A 22,874-nucleotide genomic window follows, 5' to 3' on the forward strand; every position below is an offset into this window, starting at 1 on the left:
TGGGTCAGGATTGCCTCAAGCGACACAGCCTGATGTGATCGCGTGCTTCGATGCGGGGCGGGGGTGAGCAAGCCATCTCTGAACTCCTCATGGACCTTCGTCAGGCGATCGACCGAGATGAACTCTCGCTGGTCTATCAGCCCAAATTCGACGCGCACACGGCCGCCGTCGTCGGGGTGGAGGCGTTGTTGCGGTGGCGTCATCTGGACCGCGGTTTGTTGCGGCCCGCTGATTTCCTGCCGTTGGTGCGCGAGCACGGCCTGATGGAACAGGCCACGGGTCTGGTCGTCAACATGGCACTCGACGATGCGCTGCGGTGGTACGCCGCCGGAGCGGAAGTGCCTGTGGCCGTTAACCTTTTCGCGCCGTTGCTGAGCGATCTGAACCTGCCCGACCACCTGTGTCAGGCGCTGAACGACCGCGGTTTGCCGCCGTCGGCGCTCTCGGTCGAGATCACCGAAGACCTGTTCGTCGACAATATGGAAGACACCCGGACGGTGCTGACGGGCCTGCTCGACCGCGGCATCAGGATCGCCCTCGACGATTTCGGCACCGGGTACTCCGCACTCACCTATCTCTCCGACCTGCCGATCGACGAGATCAAGCTGGACCACGACTTCATCGCGCGGGTCACGGTCGACGATCGCGCCGCGCTGGTGGTGCGCACCATCATCGACCTCGCGCACCGGCTCGGTTTCGGGATCGTCGCCGAGGGCATCGAGAGCGCTGAATCAGCCGCGCAGTTACGGGATTTCGGGTGCGATGTGCTGCAGGGATTCTTCCTCAGCCCGCCTCTGCAGGCGTCCGAAGTCCTCGGTGTGGTGAGTGCCGGCGCTCGGGCCACGTTCTGAGTTGCCACTTTCTGGGGCTCTCGACTTGACGCCAGAGAGATTTCAACGGACAGTTGATTTATTACTCAATCTGGTAACGGTCAGTTGAGTGATGCGCAGCGTCGCGCGCGGTTACGTCCGGCAGTGCTCACTGTGTTGGGAAGGCGCCCTCACTCATGTCCACGCTCACATCCACAGCCGTTCCCGTCGAAATGACGGCCACTGAAACAGGTTTCCTGCGGCGCTATGGTCCCGATGGTGCCCGAGTTGCGTATCAGACCTGGGGTCGGCGACGTCCGGGTGCGGTATGCGGTGATGTGCTGCTCGTACACGGGTCGTTGCAGTCGTCGAAAGTGTGGTCCAAGCATGGTTATGTGGCGCAGTTGGCGCAGCGCTACCGGGTCATCACCATCGATGTGCGTGGCCATGGGCGCAGCGATAAGCCCGAACATGCCGCCGGGTACGACATTCAGGCGTCGGTGCGCGACGTGTGCGCGCTGCTCGACCACCTCGGGATCGCCCAGACGCATTACCTGGGGTACTCGCTGGGAGGTCGCATCGGCTTGACCCTGGCGGCGGTCGCGCCGGAACGGCTCGCGTCCCTGGTGGTCGCCGGCTCGTCGTCCCGGCCGCAACGCGGTGCGGTCAACGTGGTGATGTTCCCCGATGCCATTGCGGTGACGGAGGAATGGGGCATCGAGGGATTCGTGCAGGGCTGGCAGGAGCATCGTGGCACCACCATGGGCTCGGGATTTCGCGCCACGGTCGACGCCCTCGGCGCCCGGGGTCTGGTCGCCTTGATGCGGCAGTGGGATGCCGAACCCGGTGTCGCCGAGGATGTGCTGGCGCAGGTCCAGACGCCGTCCCTCTTATTCGCCGGTTCCCGAGACATGTTGCGGTTGGCCGATTCCCGCCATGCGGCGGCAGTGATGCCACGCGCGTATTTCACGCTGCTCGAGGGCGCCGACCACGGTCAGACCATCGCGATGCGTGACCGCATTCTGGACCGGGCCGAGGCATTCTTCCGGCTGGCAGAGTTCCCGGACATCGAGAAGCTCAGTGCCGTTGGCTGATTCACCGCCGCGAGATCGCCGGTGTCCTCAGCTCGCGGGACACCTCGAGGAGCCAGCTGAGTTCGTTGGTCTGCTCGGTTCCCCACGGTTCGCCGGCGATCTGGCCATGCGAATCGCCGGCCGGAAGCTGCCGTGCGCGCTGATGCTGAATGGCGCTGCGGATTTGTTGCGCCGCTGAGGTTTTTGCCGGGTCATCGCACACATACGGGCGAATGGCGCTGAGCCCGTCGCGGATCTCGACGATGCGGCGGTACAGCCGATAATCGTGGTCGCCGATCGGGGCCCGGGGCGGCGCGAGAGCGATGTGCGAATTGCCTTCGTAGAGTGCGGTCCACAGCGGCCCCAGTTGCCGGTGCCATCGGTAGATCCGCACGCGGCGGGCTGCTGCGCGGGCGAGCTGGGAAAAGGACGGTCCCGCAAGACCTATGACGATCAGTACCTGCCCCACCGCGGCGACGAATGGTGCCAGGTGCTGCCAGGACATGCTGCGGTTGGTGAGCAGGCCGTAGATGGCCGAGTCCGCGCGCAGCAGGCAGAAGACCAGACACAAGGCGGCGCCGGCGGCGGTGAGCAGCAGACTGCGCCGCAGCCAGGCCACCTCGTGGTAGCGGGCGTACTGCAGGCACCGCACGATAATGATCACTGCGCCAAGGGCATACGTGCCCAGGTACAGCAGCATGTAGGTGACCCAGACGGGTTCGCCGCCGTGCGCGGCGTAGAAATCGACGGGGAGTTCGGCCTCCGGCGCGGCGATCCAGCAGACGATCAGCGCCACGGCGGCCAGGCAGGCCAGAACGATCCACAAGCGCAATTGGCGATACGCGCGTCGGCCGGACTCGCCCCAGAAGGTGATGACGGCGAGAACGCACGCAGTCCAGGCCATGCCCCCGGTCAGGCTCAGGATGAGCCGGCAGATGTTGTGCACCCCGATCGCGCGGTCCAGCCATGCCGATACGCTCGGAATGGACAGCGTGACCGCAATTCCTTTGAACAGGAACGACATCAGCAGCGCGATCGACGCGGGCGGCCGCACGGGGGACCGGCTGATGGCCAGGGCCACCACGATGACGGCGCCCCACATGAACGCTGCGGAGACCGCATAACTGAAGGCCGTGTTCTCGAGCATCTGGGCCACCGAAGACATCACGGGGTCGCCGGATTGACCTCGAGTCTCAGCGACGCGAGTATGCGACCCAAGTTGGCGTTTGATAGCGAGACGGTTTGCGGCGCACCGCGTCTGACCCGTTGCCCCATGATGGAGGCGAGTGTTTCGGCCTCGATCTCCTGGCGGTCCATGTAGTTCTCCCGGCGCAGCACTTCGGCCGGGCCGGTTTGGCCGGCAGCCGAGTGGCCGCACAGCACGTGGCTGAGCTCGTGCAGGATGATGTGCTCGCGGTGCATCGTGGTGGTCTCGCTGTCGAAGACCACGTAGTCGGTGGGACCCGTCCGCACCAACATGCCGTGCACACCGCTTCCCGACAAGCGATACGGCAGCAGCTGGATGTCACGCCCGCTGATCATGCTGGCGATCGCGCGGATGTCATCGACCGTGGTGAGCTTGTCCAGCCCCAAATCCACCAGCTTGCGTGTGCAGTCACGGTGAATCGCCTTGAGCTCGCGCGTCGATCGCAGAACTGATGCTGCGTCACACGACGCGTCCATGACTACCGTTCGGCTTTCGCGGGGGCGATGGTCGGCAGGCCTTGCAGCGCGCGCACGTGATCCAGCACGGCGGCAACGGTTTCCAGGCTCTCCTTGTTGAGGCCGATGGCACGCAACGCAATCAGTTCGACGTCGTCGCGGACGGATTCATCGAGTGCGCCGAGCCGCTCGTCGAGTGAATGCGACCGCGCCGGATCGGTGATGGTCGACAACGGCACCTGAAAGAAGTCGGCCAGCGCACCGAGCAGGTCGATGCCCGGGCGCGCCCGCTTGCCGGTCCGCAGCGCGGACAGATAAGCACCGCCGACCTTGATGTCGGGATGGGCCTTCTTGAGGGCGGTCGCGACTTCCTCGTTGGTCCACATCCGGCCATCGGGGCGCCGATGGGCATCGAAGAGCGCGTTGATCCGCTCAGCCAGGCTGTCACCGGCGTCGTGTGCATCGGGCGCGACGGGCTGGCTGTTCGGTGTGGTCGGCGAAGTCGCCATCTGCCCAGTGAAGCACCGAAATCAGCGGGCCTCAACTCGTAGACGAGTGTTCTCGCGAAATTCAACGTTCGGTTGATCTCGCGATCTCGGCCGGACCGCTGCGTACGGTCGGACTGGCGGGCGCTACCGTCATGGCGGCGCCGGTTGAGTCGGTGCCCGCCCCCATAGCCCAATTGGCAGAGGCAGCGGACTTAAAATCCGCCAAGTGTCGGTTCGAGTCCGACTGGGGGCACAAACACGTTGCCTGCCCTGGGTGCATCACTCCACCTCCCTGAGCGACCTACCGCAGAAACGAGTAGCGCGGTACTCGTGATGGTTGTGCGCCGTCGCGTGATGCTTCCTCGTGAGAGGAGGTGGGCCGCCATGGGTGCGCTACTTCCTCGCCGCTATGCGGGTGTGCCGGCCCTCGGCTGCGCGATCTCGTTGACGATCCTGTTCGGGGGCGCCGGCGTGGTGTTCGCCGATACGGGGTCGACACCGACGACGTCGACCGCGCCCACAACGACCGCTTCGCCCGCGCTGAAGGCGTTACCTCCGGTGATCGCGGCACCCGCACCGGCCGCCGACTCAGCCACCCTCACGCTTGCGCCATCGCACGGCGGCTCGGGAACTCAGGTCACGGCCACCATCACAGGCTTCGATTACTGCCTGGACTCCCCACACCTGCTCTGGGATGGCGGGCCACTGTCCGCCGGTAGCGATCTGACGTTTACGGTGCCGGACAGTCCGGCCGGTGCGCACCGGGTGACCGCTGTGTGCAGACTCCTGGATGGGGCCCGCACGGTGGCTCCGGCGTCGTTCACGATCGATGTGACCGAGAAGCCAACCCTCACACTGGATCCCGGCAAAGGGCCCGCCGGCTCGCAGGTGACGGCTACCCCCAAAGGCTTCGGGCGGTGCCTCGACGCCCCGCGTCTCCAGTGGGACGGCCAGCCTTTGACTGTCAAGGCCGTAGACCCCGCCGTCGGCAGTCTGGCGTTCACCGTTCCGGATGGCCCGGCAACCGGACACACCGTCACCGCGGTATGCGGCTCCCTGCGCAAATTGCCAGTGGCGGCATCTGCGCCCTTCGCAGTGGTCGAAACCCCGAAGCCCACTTTGACTTTGAGCACCCCGAAGGGAACGGCGGGATCGCAAGTGACGGCGACGGGTACAGGTTTTGCCTGTCCGGACAGCGGCGACGTGCTGTTGTTCTGGGACGGGGACAAGTCTCCGTCGACCAAGGCCTCGCCCTTCAGTTTCCGTGTCCCGTTCACCGTTCCCGCGACAGCGCCCGTTGGCGAGTACACGGTGCTGGCCGCCTGCGCCGACGATCCCGACGTCGCGGCCAGTGAGCAGTTCACTGTCGTCAGCCCAGTGACGAACCAGGGAGCCGCGGTGGCGTCGATCGCGCTCGACCCCACGCAAGGGCATGGGGGAGATGCGGTGCACATCGTCGGCTCGCAGTTCCTCTGTGCCGACCACGAGCGGACGGTGACGCTGTCGTGGGATGGTGCCCCGCCCCGATTTGAGGTAGCGCTCGACGGGAACGGCCACTTCGCGACATGGTTTGCCGTCCCATCCGATGCCGCAGTGGGCAGTCACACAGTGCGTGCCTCGTGCGCGGATGGATCGGCTTGGGACACTGGGGATTTCGCCATTGTGACCGTAGGTCTGCCGGTGCCGCCACCCGTTACGACGCCGACGGCGCCACCGCCTCCCATCATCCCGCCACCGCCGCCGCACAAATGGTGGCCGCTCGTCCTGGTCGCCGCCGTTATCGCGGTGCTCCTGCTGGCTGCGGCCGTTCACGTCGGTCGCCGTGCACTTCGCACCCCGCAGGTCCGAGTAATCACGCGGCTCGGTGGCCCCGCGGCTGTCACGTTGCGTGAGACGCCGGCAGCCGGCGAGGCGACGTACGCCGTGCACGTGGCGGTGCATTCCAAGCCTGATGTCGTGACTTTGAGAGAGGTGGATGATGATCGCATCCGAGTTGACTGAGACGGTGACCGTTCGAGACCTCCTGTATTGCGATGCGGCGGTCGAACCGACTCGGGCGCTGACCGACTCGCTGCACCAGAGCGGCACCGTCAACAACCTCGTTGCGCGGTTCCCTGGGGTGACACCGCTCGTCGAGGGCGAGGTGGCCAGACAGACTGATGAACAACTCTCGCTGAGCCTGCTCGATCTGGCCGTCGAAGGATGGAAGAAGTTCGACGAGCTCGTGGCGGCCGCCCGCCGTACGCGCGACAATTCGGCGGCCCGGGAGACCGTGAAGCTGGCGACGCACAAGATCGAGTTCAGCCACCCTTGGACCGTGGAGGTGTTCGTCAATGGCAGGTCGGCCGGCACCGTCGAGGTGGAATTGACCGTCTGCTTCGACATGGACTTAGTCGTTCTCGTCGTTCAGCAGGGCCGGATCACAGCCGTCGAATCCGGCCGTTGCACCATCGCCGGTGCCTTGCAGATTGCGGGGGCCGAAGTCATCAAACGCCAGGCTCGGTTCGACTTGCGCCTTCGAATCTCCCTCGGCCATGGCCTGATTCTGGCCGGACCCGCTGCAGTTGCTGACCAACGATTGGTAGCGGGTCGCTGACCGGGCCGCGGGGCGTCGACAGCGTGCTCGCTGCGAACCGACGGTCGGCACGTTGATCACTGATCGCCCCTCACTGGTGGGTTGCGCTAGAACTCGATCCATCTCGCACTAAAGATCGCTCTTCGGCCTATATCGCGGTGCGGTTTGACGGACAATCGTAGAGAGCGTCAACAGTTCATATTCTCAGCCGACGAAGGCCCAGGCCGTGCGCCGGTGCGGTGAGCACGGGAGAGAAGGCGCCATCATGATGTACGCAGAGTACGAAGTGGCGGCAGTGTTGGTGCTACTCGTTGGCGCCGCGTGCGAGGTGACGGCGACCCACCTGCGCCGCGCCCACCTCGCTCGGTTGCCGGATCGAAAAGCGGCGCCGCCGTTATCGAAAGCTCATGGAACCCGTTCGGCACCAACGGTTTACCGGACCGGCACTTCGGCCCCGCCGAAGGGACTGCGGCTGGCCATGGAACGCTCGCATGCCCGGCGGATGGAACGGCGCCGCGTAAAGATGGAATTCCAAGCCTGGCTGGAGATCACCTCGCGGCCACTCTGATGACGGACCAAACCCATTGCGAAGCTGCGCCGCCGTCCTACGATCGGTCGGTATGACCCGCAAGCTCGCGTTGCTCTCCGCCGTCGCCGCCTTGGCCCCCGTCATCCCGACCTACGCACCAGCCGCAATCGCCGCACCGTGCCCCGACGTCCAGGTCGTGTTCGCTCGCGGCACCACCGAGCCGCCGGGCCTGGGCAGTGTCGGTCGTCCCTTTGTCGAGGACCTGCGTGCCCGGGTGGCGCCGCGCACCGTTGAAGCGACGCCGGTCGACTACCCGGCGAGCAACGACTTCGCCGTCAGCACCCCCGCCGGCATCGACGCCGCGCGGTCGGTCATCGAGTCCACCGCGGCCAACTGCCCGAAGACCAAGATGGTGCTCGGCGGCTACTCGCAGGGGGCGGCCGTCATCGAAGGGGCCACCAACTCGACGTCACCGCAGACTGCCAGTCGGGTCGCCGCCACCGCGCTGTTCGGTGCGCCGCGGACCGGTTTCGCGGGCATGCTCGCAGGCGGACCGCTGCCCGAGTTGGCGCCGCAGTACGTCGCCAATGCCATCGATCAGTGCGCCGAAGGCGACCCGATCTGCTGGGTGGGCGGCGGCTTCGACGTCGGTGCCCACGGTTCTTATGTGCAGTCCGGAAAGGTCACGCAGGCAGCTGATTTCGCGGCCGGCCGACTCTAAAAGGGGCACACCCAAGCGCCACCCGCGGCTGGTGGGCTTGCGTTTCGAGGCCGGTTCGGCATGCCTGCATCCTCGGTTCCGAGGTCTGGCGTCTCGCGGATTTTCAGGATGGTTGATATTCGTTAGTGCAATATCTTTGCGGCAATAGTTTTATGCATTTGATTACTTTCGGTGATTAACTTTCTGTTGATAAATTTCAATATGAAATAACGAATATTCCTGGCGCAATTCGCCCCACGCGGTGATCGGTGTGAAGTAATTTGCGGGTGCAGGTTACCGATTACTGAGGGGGAGTTATGCAAACGTGTGTCCGGGCCGGTATGACCAGCGGTGTGGCGCTGATCGGAGCGAGTGCCATTGCGTTGTCACCGATAGTGGTGGCACCGCAGCAGGTGCACCTGCCGGCGGTCCCGGTGTCGAGCCTCGCGACGACGTTGACCGCGTCGGTCAATCCCATCAGCGAATGGGGGAAGGTCCTCGCGACATCGTTCAACAACATTTCGGCCCTCGGCCAGCAGGTGTGGGCCGACCCCGCTCCCATTCTGAAGCAGATCATCGCCAACCAGATTGGCTACGCAAACACCATCGCCGCCGACCTGCGCAATGCCGGCAACAGCTTCGTCACGGCCCTGACGGCACTTCCACCGGCTTTCCGGCAGGCAGCTCAACAATTGGCCGCCGGTCAGGTCAGCGGGGGCACCACCACGGCATTCAGCGCCGTGCTCGCGCTGGTGATAAACCCCGGCTTCGCGCTGATACAGGGCCAGATGCTCAACATCCCCGGCCAGGTCATGCAGAACATCACCAACGTCGTCAAGTTGGCCCCCACCCTTCTTGGCACTGTGGGCTTTTCTCTGCTCGCCACAGTTTCCGGCGTCGAGAGCGCGTTTGGGGACACCGCGCAAGCGGTGTACGACGGGGTGCGCGCCGGCAACTTGGGGGCGGCCCTGAACGCGATCGTCAATGCACCTGCCGTGCTCACCAACGCCTTCCTCAACGGGTATGCACCGGCAGGGGGACCCTTGGGTGGGATTCTGACCCCGCTCAACGTCGGAATGGGACTTGTCCCCGTGATGGTCGCCATTCGCGGCCTCATCGCGCAAGCGTTGGGTGCACCGGCGCCAGCAGCGGCGAAGTTGGCCGATGTTGGACCGGCCGCTCTTCCGTCGGGCGCGGTGTCGGGTGCGACGGTCACGCTGGGCGCCGAGAAGGTGACGACCGATACCCCGAAGATTGCGGCGACGACGACCACCGCGGCAGAACCCGCCGCGACGGCGCCAGCCGCCACGAAACCAGATGCTGCGGCACCCGCCGCGACTTCGCCCGAAACACCTTCCACCGCAACCGAAACGAAGCCCGATTCGGGTTCGACCGCGGGCAGCACCACTACACCGAGCGGTGGCACCGAAACGACCAGCGGAACCAAGGCCGGTACACCTGGCACGACAGGTGAGCCCACGAAGCCCAGCGGATCGACGGGGAACGAGACCGGTTCGGGCGACACCACCACACCAAACGGTGGTACGTCAACCGGCCCGAAACCCGGTACATCTGGCAGGGCTGGGAACGGCCTGACGAAGGCGATCAACTCAGCAGGGGAGAACCTGAAGTCCTCGTTGAATAAGTTCGGCGCCGGCCTCAAGAACGGTTTCGGCAAGCCCACCAAGCCCACCAAGCCCAGCAAGAGCGGCAGCGGCAGCAGCGCCGGCGCAAGCGGTACAGGTGCAAGCGGCGCAGGCGGCAGCAGCAAGTAACCGCATCAGTTGACCAATCGGCCCCTCCTTCAACGACCAGGGAGGGGCCGATTGCTGACGTTAGACAGGGCCAGTGCAGCAGGGCAAAGGGCGCATTTCGGCTGTCGCATCGCCGTTGGCCGATGCATGTTCGCGCTATTTCTGGACTCAATATCTTTGTATAAATAGCTTTCTATTTTTCAATTTCTGATACCGAATAACTAATCGCAAATAGTGAATGCGACACGGCAATCGAAACGTGTTGATTATGTGCGCGGAATTTAATTGGGGGCGAGTTATGTTTTCTTCGCATTACCGCGGCGCGGCACCCCGCCCACGTCGTTACCTTCACTTCTTGGAGATAACAATGCGATCGAATACGTCCATGTTGCGTCGTGTCGGCGCCATTACTCCGATGGCGCTTGCTGCTGCACTTTGTCTCGCCGGGACGGCACATGCAGCCGTCTCGGTGAATTGGAGTTGTCAGGCAACAGTTGGGGCGGGCACTCAGACGTCGAGCATGACAACGTCGGTTACCACCACCGCACCGGGTTCGGTAACTGCGGGTTCACCCGTGGCCATTACCATTGCGCCGGGTTCATCGACGGTTCCGCTTAACCCGGTCCCCGGCTTTACGGTCGTGAGCATCAGCGCAATGAAGATGCTCATCCCGGTCCCAGCGAACTCGACGTATGTCTCTTCCAGCGCGTCCGGTGGATCCGTCCCGGGCACGACAGCCCTCGTGGGCAGTAATGTCGAACTCACTGTTCCCGGTCCAATTCCCGGTGGCTCGACGTATACCCCGCCTGCCGTCACGATCAACGTGACGGCCAACGCTCCCGGCTCGATTACCACCAAATATGCCGGCACCGGCTATTCCAACCCCGGTATGACCTTCACCACTACCTTGAAACCATTGATTGGTTCCAACTTCAATACCGCAACCGCGTGCTACCCGAATCCCTCTCCGACGCTCACCACCACGACCGTCACGTAACCCTGACGGCGCGCAAGAAGTAGCCGGCTGTACATAGGCGGCGCTGGTGGGATAAGGGACAGATTCAGCGCAAGGCCTGGGGAAGTGCAGCGGTGAATGGCCCTCGACTGGGCTGAATGATCAGCCCAGTCGGGGGTCATTGCGATTTTCCAGTGGTGCCACGCTGGGAAGTTGAGTGCCACGACCGGCAGGTATCGCCGGCCAGGGTGGTGACAAAGTAGGCCATCGACAGATCTAGCCAAAGCGTCAATAATTCCATCCGGAACCACTCGGCCGTCGCTATGATCAGGCCCAGTCAAAGGAAAACCTTGGGGGAGGTCTTCGTCCGATGGCAACTGAACTGGCACGGATCGCAGCAGTGCTGAAGAGAACGATGGATTCTTTGCACGGTTCCGTCGACGACTTGGCACGTGAGTTGGTGCGGGTGCTCGGCGTCAATCAGACGGATCGACGTGCCCTGGAACTCATTCTCTTTGCGGGCGAGACGGTTACGACGCCCGGACTTCTGGCCGAGCGGCTCGGTCTCACCGCCGCCGGAACTACGATCGTGCTCAACCGCCTGGAGAAGTTGGGCTACATCAGGCGATCGCTACATCCGACCGACCACCGCCGAGTAACCGTGCTTGCCACCGATCTCGCAGCCAGCCGTCTCTCGGAACTCGTCTCCCCACTGCTGGATCAGGCCGGCAAGATGTTGTCGCGTCATTACAGCGCGGCGGAGATTGATCTGATTGTCGGGTTCCTCGCTCGCACGGACGAAATACAGCAAGCGCATCTCAAGCGGATGCGGGAATTGGAACCGTACCCACACTAGAAGTCGTCGTCGATCGACAGAACCGCAGTTGGTGCGGGCCGGAAAAGGCACGCAGGCAGCTGATTTCGCGGCCGCCAATTGCCCGGGCGTACTCTTCAGGCGACGGTTCGACGAGCGGAGGCACACCGATGAGCGAAGTACCCGAAACCGCGTTGGAATTGCGGTCCCTGGTGACTCCGGACGGCACGCTCGAACTCTCGCTGCAGGACGTCGACATACCCAAACCAACCGCTGACGAAGTCGTCGTCCGCGTCGAGGCGTCGCCGGTCAACCCGTCGGATCTGGGTCTCCTGATTCCCGGCGCCGACATGTCCGCCGCGACGGTCACGGGCACCCCGGCGCGTCCCGTCGTCACCGCGCCCTTGCCGGACGGAGCACTGGCACAGCTGGCCGTCCGCGTCGGACAATCACTTCCCGTCGGCAACGAAGGTGCGGGCACCGTGGTGGCGGCGGGGGAGTCGGCCGCGGCGCAGGCGCTCCTGGGCAAGGTGGTGGGTATCGCCGGCGGCGCCATGTATTCGCAGTACCGCGTCGTGAAAGCCGCGGCCTGCCTGGTGCTTCCCGACGGTGCGACGGCGAAGGACGGGGCGTCGTCGTTCGTCAACCCGCTGACGGCGCTGGGCATGGTGGAAACCATGCGCCGCGAAGGACATTCGGCCTTGGTGCACACGGCGGCGGCGTCGAACCTGGGCCAGATGCTGGTCAAGATCTGCCTCGCCGACGGGGTGCCGCTGGTCAACATCGTCCGCAAGGCGGAGCAGGAACAGATCCTGCGAGACCTTGGCGCCGAGTACGTATGTAACTCGGCCGCACCGACATTCGAGCACGACCTGCTCGAGGCGCTCAAGGCCACCTCGGCGACGCTGGCCTTCGACGCCACCGGTGGCGGCACGCTCGCCAGTCAGATTCTCAACGGAATGGAGCAGGCGGCCAACGCGACCGCGACGCAGTACTCCCGCTACGGGTCGGCCGTCCACAAGCAGGTGTACATCTACGGCGGCCTCGACACCGGCCCCACGATCCTCAACCGAAGCTTCGGTATGGCGTGGGGTATCGGCGGCTGGCTGCTCACGCCGTTCCTCGCCAGTGCGGGAGCCGAGGTCATCGGCAGGCTCCGGGCGCGCGTGGCCGCGGAACTCACCACCACCTTCGCGAGCAACTACACCCAGGAAGTCTCGCTGGCCGGTCTGCTCAAACCCGAGGCGTTCAACAGCTACCTCAAGAAGGCAACGGGCGAGAAGTTCCTCGTGACACCGCAATCGCAGCCGTAGCTGGCAAATCCCTGTCAGGCACGCTGCAAGACGCGCGTACCAAATGATTCTCAGCTACCTTTCGGCTCATGATCTCCGTCGTCATCCCGTGCCGGGACGGTGCCGGCGTGCTCGCCAAACAACTGGATGCCGTACTGGCGCAGGAGACCAGTACCGAGTTCGAGATCGTCGTCGCCGACAACGGGTCGACGGACGGCACCGCCGACCTGGTGCGCTCCTACTCGGATCCGCGTGTGCGCGTCGTGGATGCCAGTCGGGCACCCGGCGCCAATATTGCTCGCAACATTGGAATTACGGCGTCCAAGGGTGAGTACATTCTGCTCACCGATGCCGACGATGTAGTCCACGCGGGATGGATCGAGGCGTATCACCGGGCCTTCATGGGAGGAGCGCAGGCCGTCGGCGGTGGACTTGACCGCATCCTCGCAGACGGCACGCTGCTGGCTCGGGAACGTCGGCTCTATCCGGCGCTGGGCCGCAAGGATGTGTTCGCGAATGGAACGAACTGCGGGTTCACGCGCGAGCTGTTCCACCGGGTGCACGGCTTCGATGAATGGTTCAAAGGCGGCGCTGACGAAGTCGACTTCTTTTGGCGGGTAGCCGAAGCCGGGTTCATGTTGGAGTTGGTGCCGGATGCTGTGGTGAGCAAGGTGCAGCGCACCGATCTGAAGGCGGCGTTCGTTCAGTATCGGAATTTCGGCCGCGGTGAAGCACGCGTCCTCGACAAGTTCCGTCCATGGTGGCTGGGTCCCGCTGCGGTGGGGGCTGCGTTTCAGTCGCTCGTATGGGGTGTGGCGTGGTTGTCCGGTGTCGGCCGCAGGAAGACGACATGCGCCCTGGCGTGGAACCTTGGTGCGCTGCAGGAAGCAGTACAGCTGCTGCGCGTACGTGCCGTCGGCCGAGCCTAGGTCAGGGCCGGGTCCACAGTCGCAGCCAATTTGCTGACGGCCGTCATCACATCGGCAACAGCCGCCGTGTGATGGCGAGATGGTTGCCACCGAATATCCGCCGCGTCAATTTACGGTTTGCTAGAGGTTTGTCATTTGCGTGCCGCCGGCGTGGCCGCAGTCGTACCCTGCATTTCAGTCGCGATCAAGGCCGGACAACGGCGCCCGGCCACACCTCGATCTGACGCTGGAGTGCCATGACGAAACCACGGCCGCCACTGCAGCCGTTGCCGCCCGTCGCTGCGGGCCAGGTCCATGCGCCGCTCAACCGAGATCGCACCCCGCCTTACAAGATCGTCGGCGTGATCGTGGCCGTTGTCGCCGCCGCGGCAATGATGCTCACCTGGCTCCAGTTCCGCGGCGCGTTCGACACCAAGGCCCAGCTGTACGTGCTGGCCAGCCGGGCCGGGCTGTCGATGGACAACGGCTCCAAGGTCACCTACAACGGCGTGCCGATCGGGCGGCTCACGGGCAGCGAAGTGGTGGCCGCGCCCGGCGAGAAGGCCGAAGCAAAACTGATCGTCAATGTCGATCCGCGATACCTCAACGTGCTGCCGCGCAACGTGGACGTGAAGCTGCTCGCCACAACGGTATTCGGCAACAAGTACATCTCCATGACCTCGCCGCCGGACCCGGCGCCGCAGCGCCTCAAGCCTGGAGACACCGTGAACGCCGTCAGCGTCACCACGGAATTCAATACGCTGTTCGAGACCATCACTGCCATCTCCGAGCAGGTCGATCCGATAAAGCTGAACGCGACGCTATCCGCTGCGGCCCAGGCCCTCGACGGATTGGGCGACAAGTTCGGTCAGTCACTGGTCAACGGCAACGTCATCCTGGCCGATCTCAACCAGCGGATGCCGTCCATCCGGCACGACAACCGCGCGCTGGCCGATCTCGCCGAGGTCTACGCGAACGCGTCCCCGGATTTGTGGGACGGCCTGAAGAACGCGGTGACCACCGAACGCGCTCTGAATGATCAGCGCGGCAACATCGATCAGGCGTTGATGGCCTCGGTCGGCTTCGGCAACACCGGCGGTGACATCTTCGAGCGTGGCGGGCCATACCTCGTGCGCGGCGCTCAAGACCTGATTCCCACGGCCCAGGTGCTGGACAAGTACAGCCCCGAGATCGATTGCGGGATAAGGGCTCTCCCGCGCGCGGTGCAGGCTACCTCGTTCGCCGTGGGCGGCAACGGTTACTCGCTGATATCGCACACGGCGCTCGTCGGCTCGGCGAACCAGTACGTCTACCCGGACAATCTGCCTCGCATCAACGCCCGGGGTGGGCCCATGGGCCGGCCCGGCTGCTGGACCGTCACCCGGGACATCTGGCCCATGCCGTACATGGTGATGGACACCGGTGCCTCGATCGCGCCGTACAACCATTTCGGTCTCGGATCGCCGTTCGCGTCCGAGTACGTCTGGGGTCGCCAGGACGGCGAAAACACCATCAACCCGTGACCATTGATGCGAGAACCACCGCCGCGCTAGAGCCGTTCAGCGGTACCAGCGGCAGGGCCCGTTCCTGAGCGCGGCGTGGAAGCGCGACGTCCTTCCATCGGTTCCCGTCCGTCGATCACACGTGCCCGGAACGTTACCCGTGGCTAGAGCACGTTCTCCGGACCCACGGCGGCCCACACGGTCTTGCCCGCCGGGTTCGGCAGGTTTCCCCACACTCGCGCCAGCGCAGCCACCACCGCCAGACCCGATACCTGGTCAGCGCCGTGCGCGGCGTCCTCCTTGCGCTGTGCCAGTGCGGGACTGGCGTCCTCGACGGCAACGGTGACCACCTGGCCGTCGTACTCCACCCGCAGCGTGGGCGAAGAATCGGTGTGCCGCAACACGTTTTCGACCAACGCCGTGGCGATCGCAGCCGTCACCGGGACCATGGCCGGGCACGACCAGCCGGACAACCAGCCGTCGACCAATCGTTGTGCGTCGATGATGCTGCTGACATGGGGCGGCAGGTCCGCCCGTGCCCGTCGTCGCCGGCGGGGACGTTCGCTGCCCATCGTCTGCGTCGCGTCCTTCAGCGTGGGGAACACCGGCACATAGCGTGTGACGCCGCGGCCACGGATGACGGCCCGGACCGCATCGTCGGCGCACACCAGCAGGATCGGCACGTCGGGCCAGGTGCTGACATGCCAACGGGCACTGGTGAAGACCGACCACGCGGATGCTTCCGGCACCCGCAACTCGTTGACATCGACGATCACCACCCGGGGTTCGTCGAGCGCCGCCTTGACCACCCTGTCACGCAATGTGCGATACGACAGACTGTCGAGCACGCCGGTGCAGACCAATGTGTACTCGCCACCCCCGCCGTAGAGAGGTGCGCTGATATGCAGCGGTTCAGTCACCGGCTCCCGCCACCGTGAGTCGTTCGGTCGGCCATCACGCCCACTCACTTCCAGCATCGGTGCGTTCAGTCTAGTTCTTTCAGGGGATTTCGATGAGGACGAGTCACGAGGGATCTCGACCCCGCTAGATGGCTACCCGGTGACGGCGGAGTGAAACCGTCGTTGACGGTGCCGTCACTTTTGCTGGACGCGTGGTAGAAACGGGTTTGCTGGATTCCGCCGACAGTGGGCCTTATGACCGGAAAATTGGAGACAGCCCGGTCACAAGGCCGACTGTCGGAGTGCTCGGCGCGGTCAGCGCTTGCGGCTGCAGTTCGGCTGGGCCGGCTTGGCCGGCCAGGCGCACACGTTGAGGTACGTCTCGGTGCCCATGCCGCCGCCATCGAAGACGGCGTAGCTGTCGCCGTGCGTGCCGGTGTAGGTGGCACCGCCACCGCCTCCCGGTCCGCCGTCGGACGACACGATGGTGGTGACGGCCCAGCCCTTGCCCTCGAGCGCGGCCTTGTACGCCGTCACGACCTCGGTGGGTGCGCCCGTCACCTTGAAGCTGAGGTGAATCCCGTTGTCCGCGATGGTGTCTGGGCCCCAGGTCTGGGCGGTGCCGCCGGGTGTCGGGACCAGCGCCTGCAGTTCGGCGGGCGCTGGTGCCGAGGTGCTGGTCGATGCGGAGCTCGACGATCCTTTGGCGCCGGAGTCGGCCTTGCCGCCGCAGCCCGCCACAAGGCCGAGCACTGCTGCCGTCGCTGTCACGGCGCGGATTGTGTTGCCCATGGTCGCTCCCATCCTCGAGCGCACCGTATCAACGTATTCGACGCTGTGGTCAAAAATGGCGCGGTTGGGTGGACCAGGGGGACACACCTACGATGCCAAGGTGGCAGGGGAAGGCTGGGTAGCGCACATCCCGACGGCCACCTACGGCCCGCCCCGGCTGGGCGGTGCGGTCATCGCGCGGCCGGCGATCACCGGATTGCTGTCCGGCTCGGCTGCGGAACTGGTGGTGGTCATCGCGCCCGCCGGATACGGCAAGACCACGGCGGTGGCGCTCTGGGATGACGCCGACACCCGGCAGTTCGCCTGGGTGCGGCTCGACCATCTCGACAACGACCCTGCTCACCTGCTGTTGCATCTGGTGACCGCCGTGGACCAGGTTGCCCCAGTCGATCCCGCGACGTTCCAGTACCTGCGCGGCGCCGGCCGGGCCGTCGATACCCAACTGGTTCCCGCGGCGATCGCGGCGCTGGAGTCCGCCGGGCCGATTGTGTTGGTGCTGGACGATATTCATGAGCTGACACACGAAGCGGCGGTGTCGGCCCTGCGCGCCCTGGTCCAACTCGCCCCGGAATCGACGACGCTGACATTGATCGGCCGCACCGCGCCGCAGCTCGATCTGGCGCGGCGCCGGCTGCAGGGCGGCGTGCTGGATGTCGGTACCGAGGAGCTGAAACTCTCGGTGACAGAGGCGGAATCGGCCCTCGGCTCGGTCGGCGGACCGGTCGGTCCGACGGCCGCGCTCGTGGTCGACCGCTGCGAGGGCTGGGCAGCCGGCGTGGTGATGGCGGCCATGGCCTTGCGTGACGGTTCGTCTGCCGACGCGATCACCGGACGTCACCGCCTGGTCGCGGACTATCTCGTCGAAGAAGTACTGGGCCGGCTGGACCCGGCCGTCGAAGCATTCCTCGTGGAATCCGCGGTGCTCGACCACTTCACCGACGACGATCTGAACTACGTTCTGCAGCGCGAAGATTCAGCTGACATGCTGAGCGCGATCCATGCCTCCGGCAACCTGTTCCTGATCTCACTCGACGCGCACGGCATCGAATACCGGTACCACCGGCTGTTCGCCGATCTGCTGCGGGCGCGGCTGCGCAATCGCGATCCGGAGCGGTTCCGCGCCCTGGCGTCCCGGGCGGCCGAGCATCTCGAGCGGTCCGGCGACACCGACGGTGCCCTCCTGCAGGCACTGGCGGCCGACGACCCGGCACACGCCGCGGCACTGGTGGAACGCGATGCCGTACGTCTCGGATTCGACGGCCGCGCGGGCATCTTGGAGCGCCGGCTGAGCCTGCTCGACGAGCATGTCTTCGCCGAGCATCCCGATGCCGCGATCGCCCGGGCCTGGTTCGGGCTGACGCTGGGGGACGCCGATCTCATCCAGCGGTCCCTGTTGCTGGCCGCGGCCGCCGACCGTGGTGCGCCATTGGCGGACGGTGCACCGTCGGTGAAAGTGGCTGCCGCCCTGGTCGGTTCACTCGTCGGCATCGGCGGGGTGCTCGAGGTGGTCCGGCATGCCGACACGGTCTGCGCCGCGGGCAATCACCTCGTGAACCCGTGGTGGGGCGCGGCGGCCTCGGTCAAGGGCGGTGCACTGTCGATGGCCGGTGACGCGGAAAGTGCCAGGGCGACACTGGAATCGTCGCTCCCGGTGCTCGACGACCTTCCCGGCTTCCGGGCCGTGGCGCTGGCACATCTGGCCCTGCTGGACCTCGACGACGGGGCCCCGCAGTCCGCGGCGCGGCGCAGCGCCCAGGCCCGCAGCATCGTCGACTCCCGCGACCTGTGCGACCTGGTGCCCATCGTCTTGGTGTACGCGGTGGACGGGTTGGTGCGGAGCCACCGCGGCGACGTCGCCGGGGCGCGAGATGCGGTGCGGGGCACCGAACGGCTGCTGGACCGGCTGGGCGACCTGGCGGCGCGCACGGCGGCACTGGGACATGCGCTGACGGCGGCTACCGCCCTCGAGATCGACGACCCGGAACTGTGCCGGCGGCATCTCGACGCGGGGCTGTTGGCCGCCCGGCGGGAGCCCGATGCGGCGTCGGTGCACCTACGGTTGGCGCGCGTTCGGGAATTGCTTGCCGCACACGCGCGGCACGGGCCGCGGCCATCGCTGACCGCGGCCGAGCTGCGTCTGCTCCCGCACCTGGCGACCCACCTGTCCCTGCAGAAGATCGCCGGCGAACTGCACCTGGGGCGGGAAACCGTGAAGAGTCAGGCCAAGGCGATCTACCGCAAGCTGTCGGTGTCGTCGCGCGCCGAGGCCGTCGCCGAGGCGGCGCGCCTCGGTCTGCTCGACCAGCCCTGACCCGTCAGGCCTTGCGGGCGAGGAAGCGGGCGAACGGGATCAGCATCGTGAACTCGGCGATCAGCACCACCGTGATCATCACCGTGACGCGCGGATCGCCGAAGTTCTGGCCGGCCACCACGAAGGCGGCCGCCGCATTGCGTTGCGCGGTGCCCAACGCGAGTACGGGCCGCGCGGTGGCGCTGAAAAACACCAGGGCCCAGCCGATTCCGGCGCAGATTGCGGTGTAGACGATGGCCGCCAGGATGCCCCGCGTGCCGTACACCGACAGCACCTCCCGGAAATTGGCGACGATGGTCAGGACGACCACCAGCACCATGCTGACGGTGCTCAGCAACCCGATGGCCGGCCTGACGCGCGCTGCCGACGCTTCAGCCTGCTTGCGCCAGAACAGCCCGATCGCCAAGGGGATCAGCATGAGAATCACCAGCGAGGACGCGATCGCGAGCGGATCGACCGCCGACCCCTTGAGGAAGATCGGCAGCACGATCGGCACATAGACCACCGTCGTGATCATCAGCAGCACCATCAGGCCGACACTCAACCCGGTGTCGGCCTTGGCGAACTCGGCGAGCTTGATCAGGAACGGTGCGCCCGCGGCCAGTCCGCACAGCAGCAGGCCCACGCCCAGCGGCTCGTCGAGGTCGAGCAGCCGCCACAGCGCGAGCGCAACCAGCGGCGCCGCAACGAAATTGGCGACCAGGGTCAGGCTCACCACCCGAATGTCCTTGAGTGGCGCCAGAATCTGGGCCGGGGTCAGGCTCAGCCCCACACCCAGGGTGCTGGACACCACGAACAGGACGACGGCGATGTTGGAACTGCGCGCCGCCAGATCGGCAACCGTCACATCGTCACCAGGTTGCGCCAGAACGACTTCAGGCTGTCGCTGGCACCGAACAGGGTGGTGAAGTGCGTCGAGTCGACCAGCACGATGTCGCCGGCGCGGTCACCGGTCGGCGGCATGTGGATCAGCGCGTTGAACTCGGTGTTGCCCGCCAGGGTGAACGGGTGCGGCCGGGTCTGGTCGATCAACTGGCGGCCCAGCACCCGAAGGTCGGCACTCTCCGGGGCGGTGAGCTGGTAGTGCGGCAGGTGCGGGTGCAGGGCCAGGGTGGTGACGTCGCGCAGCAGGCCCGCCGAATCCAGATCACGGAAAGCGGTGAGCGGCACGATCTGTTTGGTGCCCTCGACCGTCGCCGGGCGCAGACCCCACGTGTTGTGCACCGGGATGTTCAGTCCCTTCAGCAGCGACCGCGCGAAGCCGCTGAAGTTCTGGACGCGTGGCGTCAGCGGGTCACCGTGATGCAGGTACTCCATCTGCTGCTGCGCTTTGTCGTCGGTGAAACCGACGTCGTGGTGCGGGGCCAGCATCAGGCACGTGCCCTCGCGCTTCAGCCACTGCTGGATCGCGGCCACCTCTTCCAGGGTGGCTTCCTCGTCGCCGAGCAGGTGGTCCAGCCCGAAGATCATCAGGGTGTCGGTGTCGTTCAGGATGCGTTCGTCGATCGGCAGCCGGTAGCCGGCCTGATCGACACGCTGGAACACCGCCACCGGATGGCCGGTCGCCGCACCGGCCACGTCCTGAAAGGACAGGGAGGAGCGGTGGAACAGCTCCAGCGTGCCGTCGACGCCCTGCAGGAACTCCCGCGCGCTGTATTCGGCGCCTTCGTACGCCGGCCACGTTGCCGCGCGCACCTCGGTCATGGTGGAGAACCGGTTGTACAGCAGGGCCGGGTCCCGCTGGGCCTCCCACGGGTAGCTCCACGACCAGTAGATGCTGACGCGACGGTTGCCGTTGTGGGGACGGGTGATGTGGGCCTGGTTGTAGGTGCGGGCGTAAGAACTCATGATGCTCCTTGCTGTCCGAGTGTTGACAGGTAACGCAGTGCGGTCAGGCCGGGTAGGAAGAAATATGCCCCGCCGCGCAGCGTGGTGAATGCCGGTAACCCTTTGTGCACCTTGCGAATCGGTCGCTTGGGGATGGTGAAGTCCAGCGTGCCGTCCTGCGTGCCGCAGATGGGGTCGTGTTCGTTGCCGAGCTCCTGGAACGCGGTGTCGTTGATCCACACGTTCTGGGCGAACTCGAATTGCCGCACCAGGCTCGCGCAGATCAGGAACATCCCGACACCGCGCTCGACACCGTCGTCGGCGGCGCCCTCAGGGAGCGCCGGGCCGTAGGTGCCGCTGCGCCGGATCATCCTGCGCCGATTGGGATTCGGTTCGGTGTCACGTGGGTTGAGCCGACGCGCGTGCGAGCCGACCGGGCACTTGTAGCCGTGCGGATCCATCGTCGCGTAGTCGAAATCGTTGTTGCGCATCGGATCCGCGCCGAGGTCCGGATCGTCGTGTTCGGGCGCCAGGGCCAGCGGCGCGCCGCTGCGCCACCGGCCCATGAACTTGGCGGCCAGCAGTTCCTGGCCCTCGGCGTCCTCGGCATTCTGCTTCAGGTAGTCGCGGAAGGTCCCGACATGTTCCTCCAGCCGGCGGTACGCCATATAGCTGCCGTTGCGTGAAAGGACCTCGAGGGCAGGCTGATTCGAGACCAAGCCCTCCTCGTCCGGATAGCCGAGGAGGAACTCGCCCGGGGCCAGTGCCCCGCCGGCGCCGGGGATCAGCGTCTCACCGGAACCGGCCATCTGCGGCTGCGATACCGGGTCGCGGTAGCCGAAGTGATCGTGGTCGTACTCGAACGGCGCAGTGGCCGCCAGATCGAGATGCGACAGCGACCGCACGCCGGGGCACCGGGCCAACAGCGCGTCGTGCTCGCCGACGCACCGCACCCGTTCGTCCTCGTCGCGGGCGAACAGGATGACGATGGCATGCAGGTCGTCGCCCGCGAGCCCGCCGGCCCAGTGCTCCGGTGCGGCCGCGCCGGTGTCACCCAGGATGTCGGCGCGGGCGGCCATGCCCTCACGGAACTCGGCTGGGAAGGTGGCCAGCGTCTGCTCGTCAAGTCCCAACGCACGCAAGCCGTTCCAGGTGAACGCGAGGTTCACCCACCGCTTGAAGATGTTGACGGTCTTGCGGACGTCGGTGGCCGACTGTACGAGCGGAACCATCTCGGCCAGCCAGGCCTGCCCGGCTTCGGGGGTGTCGAACGACAGGAACTCGTACCGACCGGTGAGGTGGGGTGTGCCGGTCAGCATGATGTGCTGAATATCGTCGAATTCGAGTGCTGTCACTGCATCTGGTCCAACATGTCGGAGAACGCGGCCTTGAGCCGCAGGGCCTTCTTGATCTCGACGGCCGTCACGTAGGGGTACTCGCCGTACTCGAGGAAGCTCGGCACCTGGTGCTCGCGGACGAACATGATGAACGCCTCGGGGTTGGTCTTCCAATCTGCCGGGAAGCCCTCCAGATGGGTGAACGCCGTGGTGATGCCCGTCGAGCTGAACAGCTTGACGGCGTCCTCGGTGTACTTGTCGAAGTCGGTGTCGAAGATGCCCTGGTACTGGAAGTGCAGGCCCGAACCGACGTCGAACAGGTTCCACCGCAGGTAGTGCAGCTTCAGCGGGGCCAGCACGTCGGGCTGCGCCGCGACCGCCGCCTCGAGCTGCTTGCCGTAGTCGCGGATCGCCTGCTCGTGGCCGTCGAGCACCTTGGCGATGATGTTGAAGCCGTAGCACGCCGGGGTGCGTGGGAAGACCGGCCCGTAGCGACCGCGAGTGAGCTCGAAGTAGCCCTCCTTCGGGACGGCCAGAGCTGCGGGTTGGGTCCAATCGTCATTTCCGTTGTGCGCCATGGCAACGAGATTATGGACGCGGCGAGGGCGCGTCGTCCCCCGATTCGGGGGAAATTGACGGCCGGCGTC

The 22,874-nt window shown here is 65.6% G+C and carries 22 protein-coding genes and 1 tRNA gene; 13 read left to right on the forward strand and 10 right to left on the reverse strand.

What is annotated here, in order from left to right; all coding sequences use genetic code 11:
• Positions 1-50: 50 nt before the first annotated feature.
• Positions 51-851 (forward strand): EAL domain-containing protein, encoded by an 801-nt coding sequence (locus BR47_RS0128070; RefSeq protein ID WP_081831422.1) that lies wholly within the window; start codon positions 51-53, stop codon positions 849-851.
• 155 nt (positions 852-1,006) lie between these two features.
• Positions 1,007-1,903 carry an alpha/beta fold hydrolase gene (locus BR47_RS0128075; RefSeq protein WP_029121514.1) on the forward strand — a complete coding sequence of 299 codons (897 nt, stop codon included), beginning with the start codon at positions 1,007-1,009 and terminating at the stop codon, positions 1,901-1,903.
• A gap of 1 nt (position 1,904) precedes the next feature.
• On the opposite strand, the gene BR47_RS0128080 is transcribed toward BR47_RS0128075, so the two are convergent.
• Genes BR47_RS0128080 through BR47_RS0128090 form a run of 3 tightly spaced genes read right to left on the reverse strand, consistent with a single transcriptional unit; the run spans position 1,905 to position 4,053 of the window.
• Positions 1,905-3,038, reverse strand: coding sequence for an MAB_1171c family putative transporter (locus tag BR47_RS0128080; protein WP_177127361.1), 1,134 nt, complete (start codon positions 3,036-3,038; stop codon positions 1,905-1,907).
• Positions 3,039-3,046: 8 nt separating this feature from the next.
• Positions 3,047-3,565: a hypothetical protein gene (locus BR47_RS0128085; RefSeq protein WP_029121516.1), complete on the reverse strand. Its 519-nt coding sequence runs from the start codon at positions 3,563-3,565 to the stop codon at positions 3,047-3,049.
• A gap of 2 nt (positions 3,566-3,567) precedes the next feature.
• Entirely contained in the window at positions 3,568-4,053 is a 486-nt protein-coding gene (locus BR47_RS0128090; RefSeq protein ID WP_029121517.1) for a hypothetical protein, read from the reverse strand.
• 158 nt (positions 4,054-4,211) lie between these two features.
• On the opposite strand from BR47_RS0128090, the gene BR47_RS0128095 reads away from it, so the two are divergent.
• From BR47_RS0128095 to BR47_RS0128120, 5 genes are all read left to right on the forward strand, one after another.
• Positions 4,212-4,285, forward strand: a tRNA-Leu gene (locus tag BR47_RS0128095).
• Positions 4,286-4,476: 191 nt separating this feature from the next.
• Positions 4,477-6,033 (forward strand): hypothetical protein, encoded by a 1,557-nt coding sequence (locus tag BR47_RS0128105; RefSeq protein WP_141772203.1) that lies wholly within the window; start codon positions 4,477-4,479, stop codon positions 6,031-6,033.
• Positions 6,011-6,628: a hypothetical protein gene (locus BR47_RS0128110; RefSeq protein ID WP_029121520.1), complete on the forward strand. Its 618-nt coding sequence runs from the start codon at positions 6,011-6,013 to the stop codon at positions 6,626-6,628. The genes BR47_RS0128105 and BR47_RS0128110 overlap by 23 nt, the downstream gene beginning before the upstream one ends.
• 599 nt (positions 6,629-7,227) lie before the next feature.
• Positions 7,228-7,857: a cutinase family protein gene (locus BR47_RS0128115; protein WP_020099142.1), complete on the forward strand. Its 630-nt coding sequence runs from the start codon at positions 7,228-7,230 to the stop codon at positions 7,855-7,857.
• 413 nt (positions 7,858-8,270) lie between these two features.
• A complete protein-coding gene (locus tag BR47_RS0128120; protein ID WP_141772204.1) occupies positions 8,271-9,611 on the forward strand; it encodes a hypothetical protein in 1,341 nt (446 codons plus the stop codon).
• Between the two features lie 486 nt (positions 9,612-10,097).
• On the opposite strand, the gene BR47_RS32880 is transcribed toward BR47_RS0128120, so the two are convergent.
• A complete protein-coding gene (locus BR47_RS32880) occupies positions 10,098-10,259 on the reverse strand; it encodes a hypothetical protein (protein WP_155987083.1) in 162 nt (53 codons plus the stop codon).
• On the opposite strand from BR47_RS32880, the gene BR47_RS32340 reads away from it, so the two are divergent.
• The 5 genes from BR47_RS32340 (at position 10,246) to BR47_RS0128150 (ending at position 15,082) form a co-directional block, all read left to right on the forward strand.
• On the forward strand, positions 10,246-10,587 hold the full coding sequence (locus BR47_RS32340; RefSeq protein WP_141772205.1) for a hypothetical protein: 342 nt from the start codon (positions 10,246-10,248) through the stop codon (positions 10,585-10,587). The genes BR47_RS32880 and BR47_RS32340 overlap by 14 nt on opposite strands.
• A gap of 328 nt (positions 10,588-10,915) precedes the next feature.
• Positions 10,916-11,401, forward strand: coding sequence for a MarR family winged helix-turn-helix transcriptional regulator (locus BR47_RS0128135; protein WP_036427948.1), 486 nt, complete (start codon positions 10,916-10,918; stop codon positions 11,399-11,401).
• Between the two features lie 128 nt (positions 11,402-11,529).
• Positions 11,530-12,672, forward strand: a complete 1,143-nt coding sequence (locus BR47_RS0128140) for a zinc-binding dehydrogenase (RefSeq protein WP_029121525.1) — start codon at positions 11,530-11,532, stop codon at positions 12,670-12,672.
• A 68-nt stretch (positions 12,673-12,740) separates the two neighbouring features.
• Positions 12,741-13,580, forward strand: a complete 840-nt coding sequence (locus BR47_RS31720) for a glycosyltransferase family 2 protein (protein ID WP_051635060.1) — start codon at positions 12,741-12,743, stop codon at positions 13,578-13,580.
• 236 nt (positions 13,581-13,816) lie between these two features.
• Positions 13,817-15,082 (forward strand): MCE family protein, encoded by a 1,266-nt coding sequence (locus tag BR47_RS0128150; RefSeq protein WP_051635062.1) that lies wholly within the window; start codon positions 13,817-13,819, stop codon positions 15,080-15,082.
• A gap of 143 nt (positions 15,083-15,225) precedes the next feature.
• Here the strand turns inward: BR47_RS0128150 and BR47_RS0128155 are convergent, their stop codons facing one another.
• Together BR47_RS0128155 and BR47_RS0128160 are read right to left on the reverse strand one after the other, a co-directional pair.
• A complete protein-coding gene (locus tag BR47_RS0128155; protein ID WP_020099150.1) occupies positions 15,226-16,038 on the reverse strand; it encodes an STAS domain-containing protein in 813 nt (270 codons plus the stop codon).
• Positions 16,039-16,275: 237 nt separating this feature from the next.
• Positions 16,276-16,752 carry a hypothetical protein gene (locus tag BR47_RS0128160; RefSeq protein WP_029121527.1) on the reverse strand — a complete coding sequence of 159 codons (477 nt, stop codon included), beginning with the start codon at positions 16,750-16,752 and terminating at the stop codon, positions 16,276-16,278.
• Here BR47_RS0128160 and BR47_RS0128165 point away from each other — a divergent pair.
• Entirely contained in the window at positions 16,751-19,063 is a 2,313-nt protein-coding gene (locus BR47_RS0128165) for a winged helix-turn-helix domain-containing protein (RefSeq protein ID WP_353583009.1), read from the forward strand. The genes BR47_RS0128160 and BR47_RS0128165 overlap by 2 nt on opposite strands.
• A 4-nt stretch (positions 19,064-19,067) precedes the next feature.
• Here the strand turns inward: BR47_RS0128165 and BR47_RS0128170 are convergent, their stop codons facing one another.
• From BR47_RS0128170 to BR47_RS0128185, 4 genes are read right to left on the reverse strand one after another with little or no spacing between them, the layout of a single operon-like run.
• Entirely contained in the window at positions 19,068-19,910 is an 843-nt protein-coding gene (locus BR47_RS0128170) for a bile acid:sodium symporter family protein (protein WP_029121529.1), read from the reverse strand.
• Positions 19,907-20,911, reverse strand: a complete 1,005-nt coding sequence (locus BR47_RS0128175) for a hypothetical protein (RefSeq protein WP_029121530.1) — start codon at positions 20,909-20,911, stop codon at positions 19,907-19,909. Before BR47_RS0128175 ends, BR47_RS0128170 begins: the two co-directional genes overlap by 4 nt.
• Complete coding sequence (locus tag BR47_RS0128180) at positions 20,908-22,245, reverse strand: Dyp-type peroxidase (protein ID WP_029121531.1); 1,338 nt, start codon at positions 22,243-22,245, stop codon at positions 20,908-20,910. Before BR47_RS0128180 ends, BR47_RS0128175 begins: the two co-directional genes overlap by 4 nt.
• Entirely contained in the window at positions 22,242-22,805 is a 564-nt protein-coding gene (locus BR47_RS0128185) for a hypothetical protein (protein ID WP_029121532.1), read from the reverse strand. The genes BR47_RS0128180 and BR47_RS0128185 overlap by 4 nt, the downstream gene beginning before the upstream one ends.
• Positions 22,806-22,874: the final 69 nt, after the last annotated feature.

Origin of the sequence: Mycobacterium sp. UNC410CL29Cvi84, from assembly GCF_000686745.1 — a bacterium.
GTDB classification, from domain to species: domain Bacteria; phylum Actinomycetota; class Actinomycetes; order Mycobacteriales; family Mycobacteriaceae; genus Mycobacterium; species Mycobacterium mucogenicum_B.

What these genes read in the sequence shown, in the direction of transcription:
- BR47_RS0128070 (WP_081831422.1), top strand. Translation starts at nt 51, where the DNA reads ATGCGGGGCGGGGGTGAGCAAGCCATCTCTGAACTCCTCATGGACCTT.
- BR47_RS0128075 (WP_029121514.1), top strand. Translation starts at nt 1,007, where the DNA reads ATGTCCACGCTCACATCCACAGCCGTTCCCGTCGAAATGACGGCCACT.
- BR47_RS0128085 (WP_029121516.1), bottom strand. Translation starts at nt 3,565, where the DNA reads ATGGACGCGTCGTGTGACGCAGCATCAGTTCTGCGATCGACGCGCGAG.
- BR47_RS0128090 (WP_029121517.1), bottom strand. Translation starts at nt 4,053, where the DNA reads ATGGCGACTTCGCCGACCACACCGAACAGCCAGCCCGTCGCGCCCGAT.
- BR47_RS0128110 (WP_029121520.1), top strand. Translation starts at nt 6,011, where the DNA reads ATGATCGCATCCGAGTTGACTGAGACGGTGACCGTTCGAGACCTCCTG.
- BR47_RS0128115 (WP_020099142.1), top strand. Translation starts at nt 7,228, where the DNA reads ATGACCCGCAAGCTCGCGTTGCTCTCCGCCGTCGCCGCCTTGGCCCCC.
- BR47_RS32340 (WP_141772205.1), top strand. Translation starts at nt 10,246, where the DNA reads ATGAAGATGCTCATCCCGGTCCCAGCGAACTCGACGTATGTCTCTTCC.
- BR47_RS32880 (WP_155987083.1), bottom strand. Translation starts at nt 10,259, where the DNA reads ATGAGCATCTTCATTGCGCTGATGCTCACGACCGTAAAGCCGGGGACC.
- BR47_RS0128135 (WP_036427948.1), top strand. Translation starts at nt 10,916, where the DNA reads ATGGCAACTGAACTGGCACGGATCGCAGCAGTGCTGAAGAGAACGATG.
- BR47_RS0128140 (WP_029121525.1), top strand. Translation starts at nt 11,530, where the DNA reads ATGAGCGAAGTACCCGAAACCGCGTTGGAATTGCGGTCCCTGGTGACT.
- BR47_RS31720 (WP_051635060.1), top strand. Translation starts at nt 12,741, where the DNA reads ATGATCTCCGTCGTCATCCCGTGCCGGGACGGTGCCGGCGTGCTCGCC.
- BR47_RS0128150 (WP_051635062.1), top strand. Translation starts at nt 13,817, where the DNA reads ATGACGAAACCACGGCCGCCACTGCAGCCGTTGCCGCCCGTCGCTGCG.
- BR47_RS0128155 (WP_020099150.1), bottom strand. Translation starts at nt 16,038, where the DNA reads ATGCTGGAAGTGAGTGGGCGTGATGGCCGACCGAACGACTCACGGTGG.
- BR47_RS0128165 (WP_353583009.1), top strand. Translation starts at nt 16,751, where the DNA reads ATGGTCGCTCCCATCCTCGAGCGCACCGTATCAACGTATTCGACGCTG.
- BR47_RS0128160 (WP_029121527.1), bottom strand. Translation starts at nt 16,752, where the DNA reads ATGGGCAACACAATCCGCGCCGTGACAGCGACGGCAGCAGTGCTCGGC.
- BR47_RS0128175 (WP_029121530.1), bottom strand. Translation starts at nt 20,911, where the DNA reads ATGAGTTCTTACGCCCGCACCTACAACCAGGCCCACATCACCCGTCCC.
- BR47_RS0128185 (WP_029121532.1), bottom strand. Translation starts at nt 22,805, where the DNA reads ATGGCGCACAACGGAAATGACGATTGGACCCAACCCGCAGCTCTGGCC.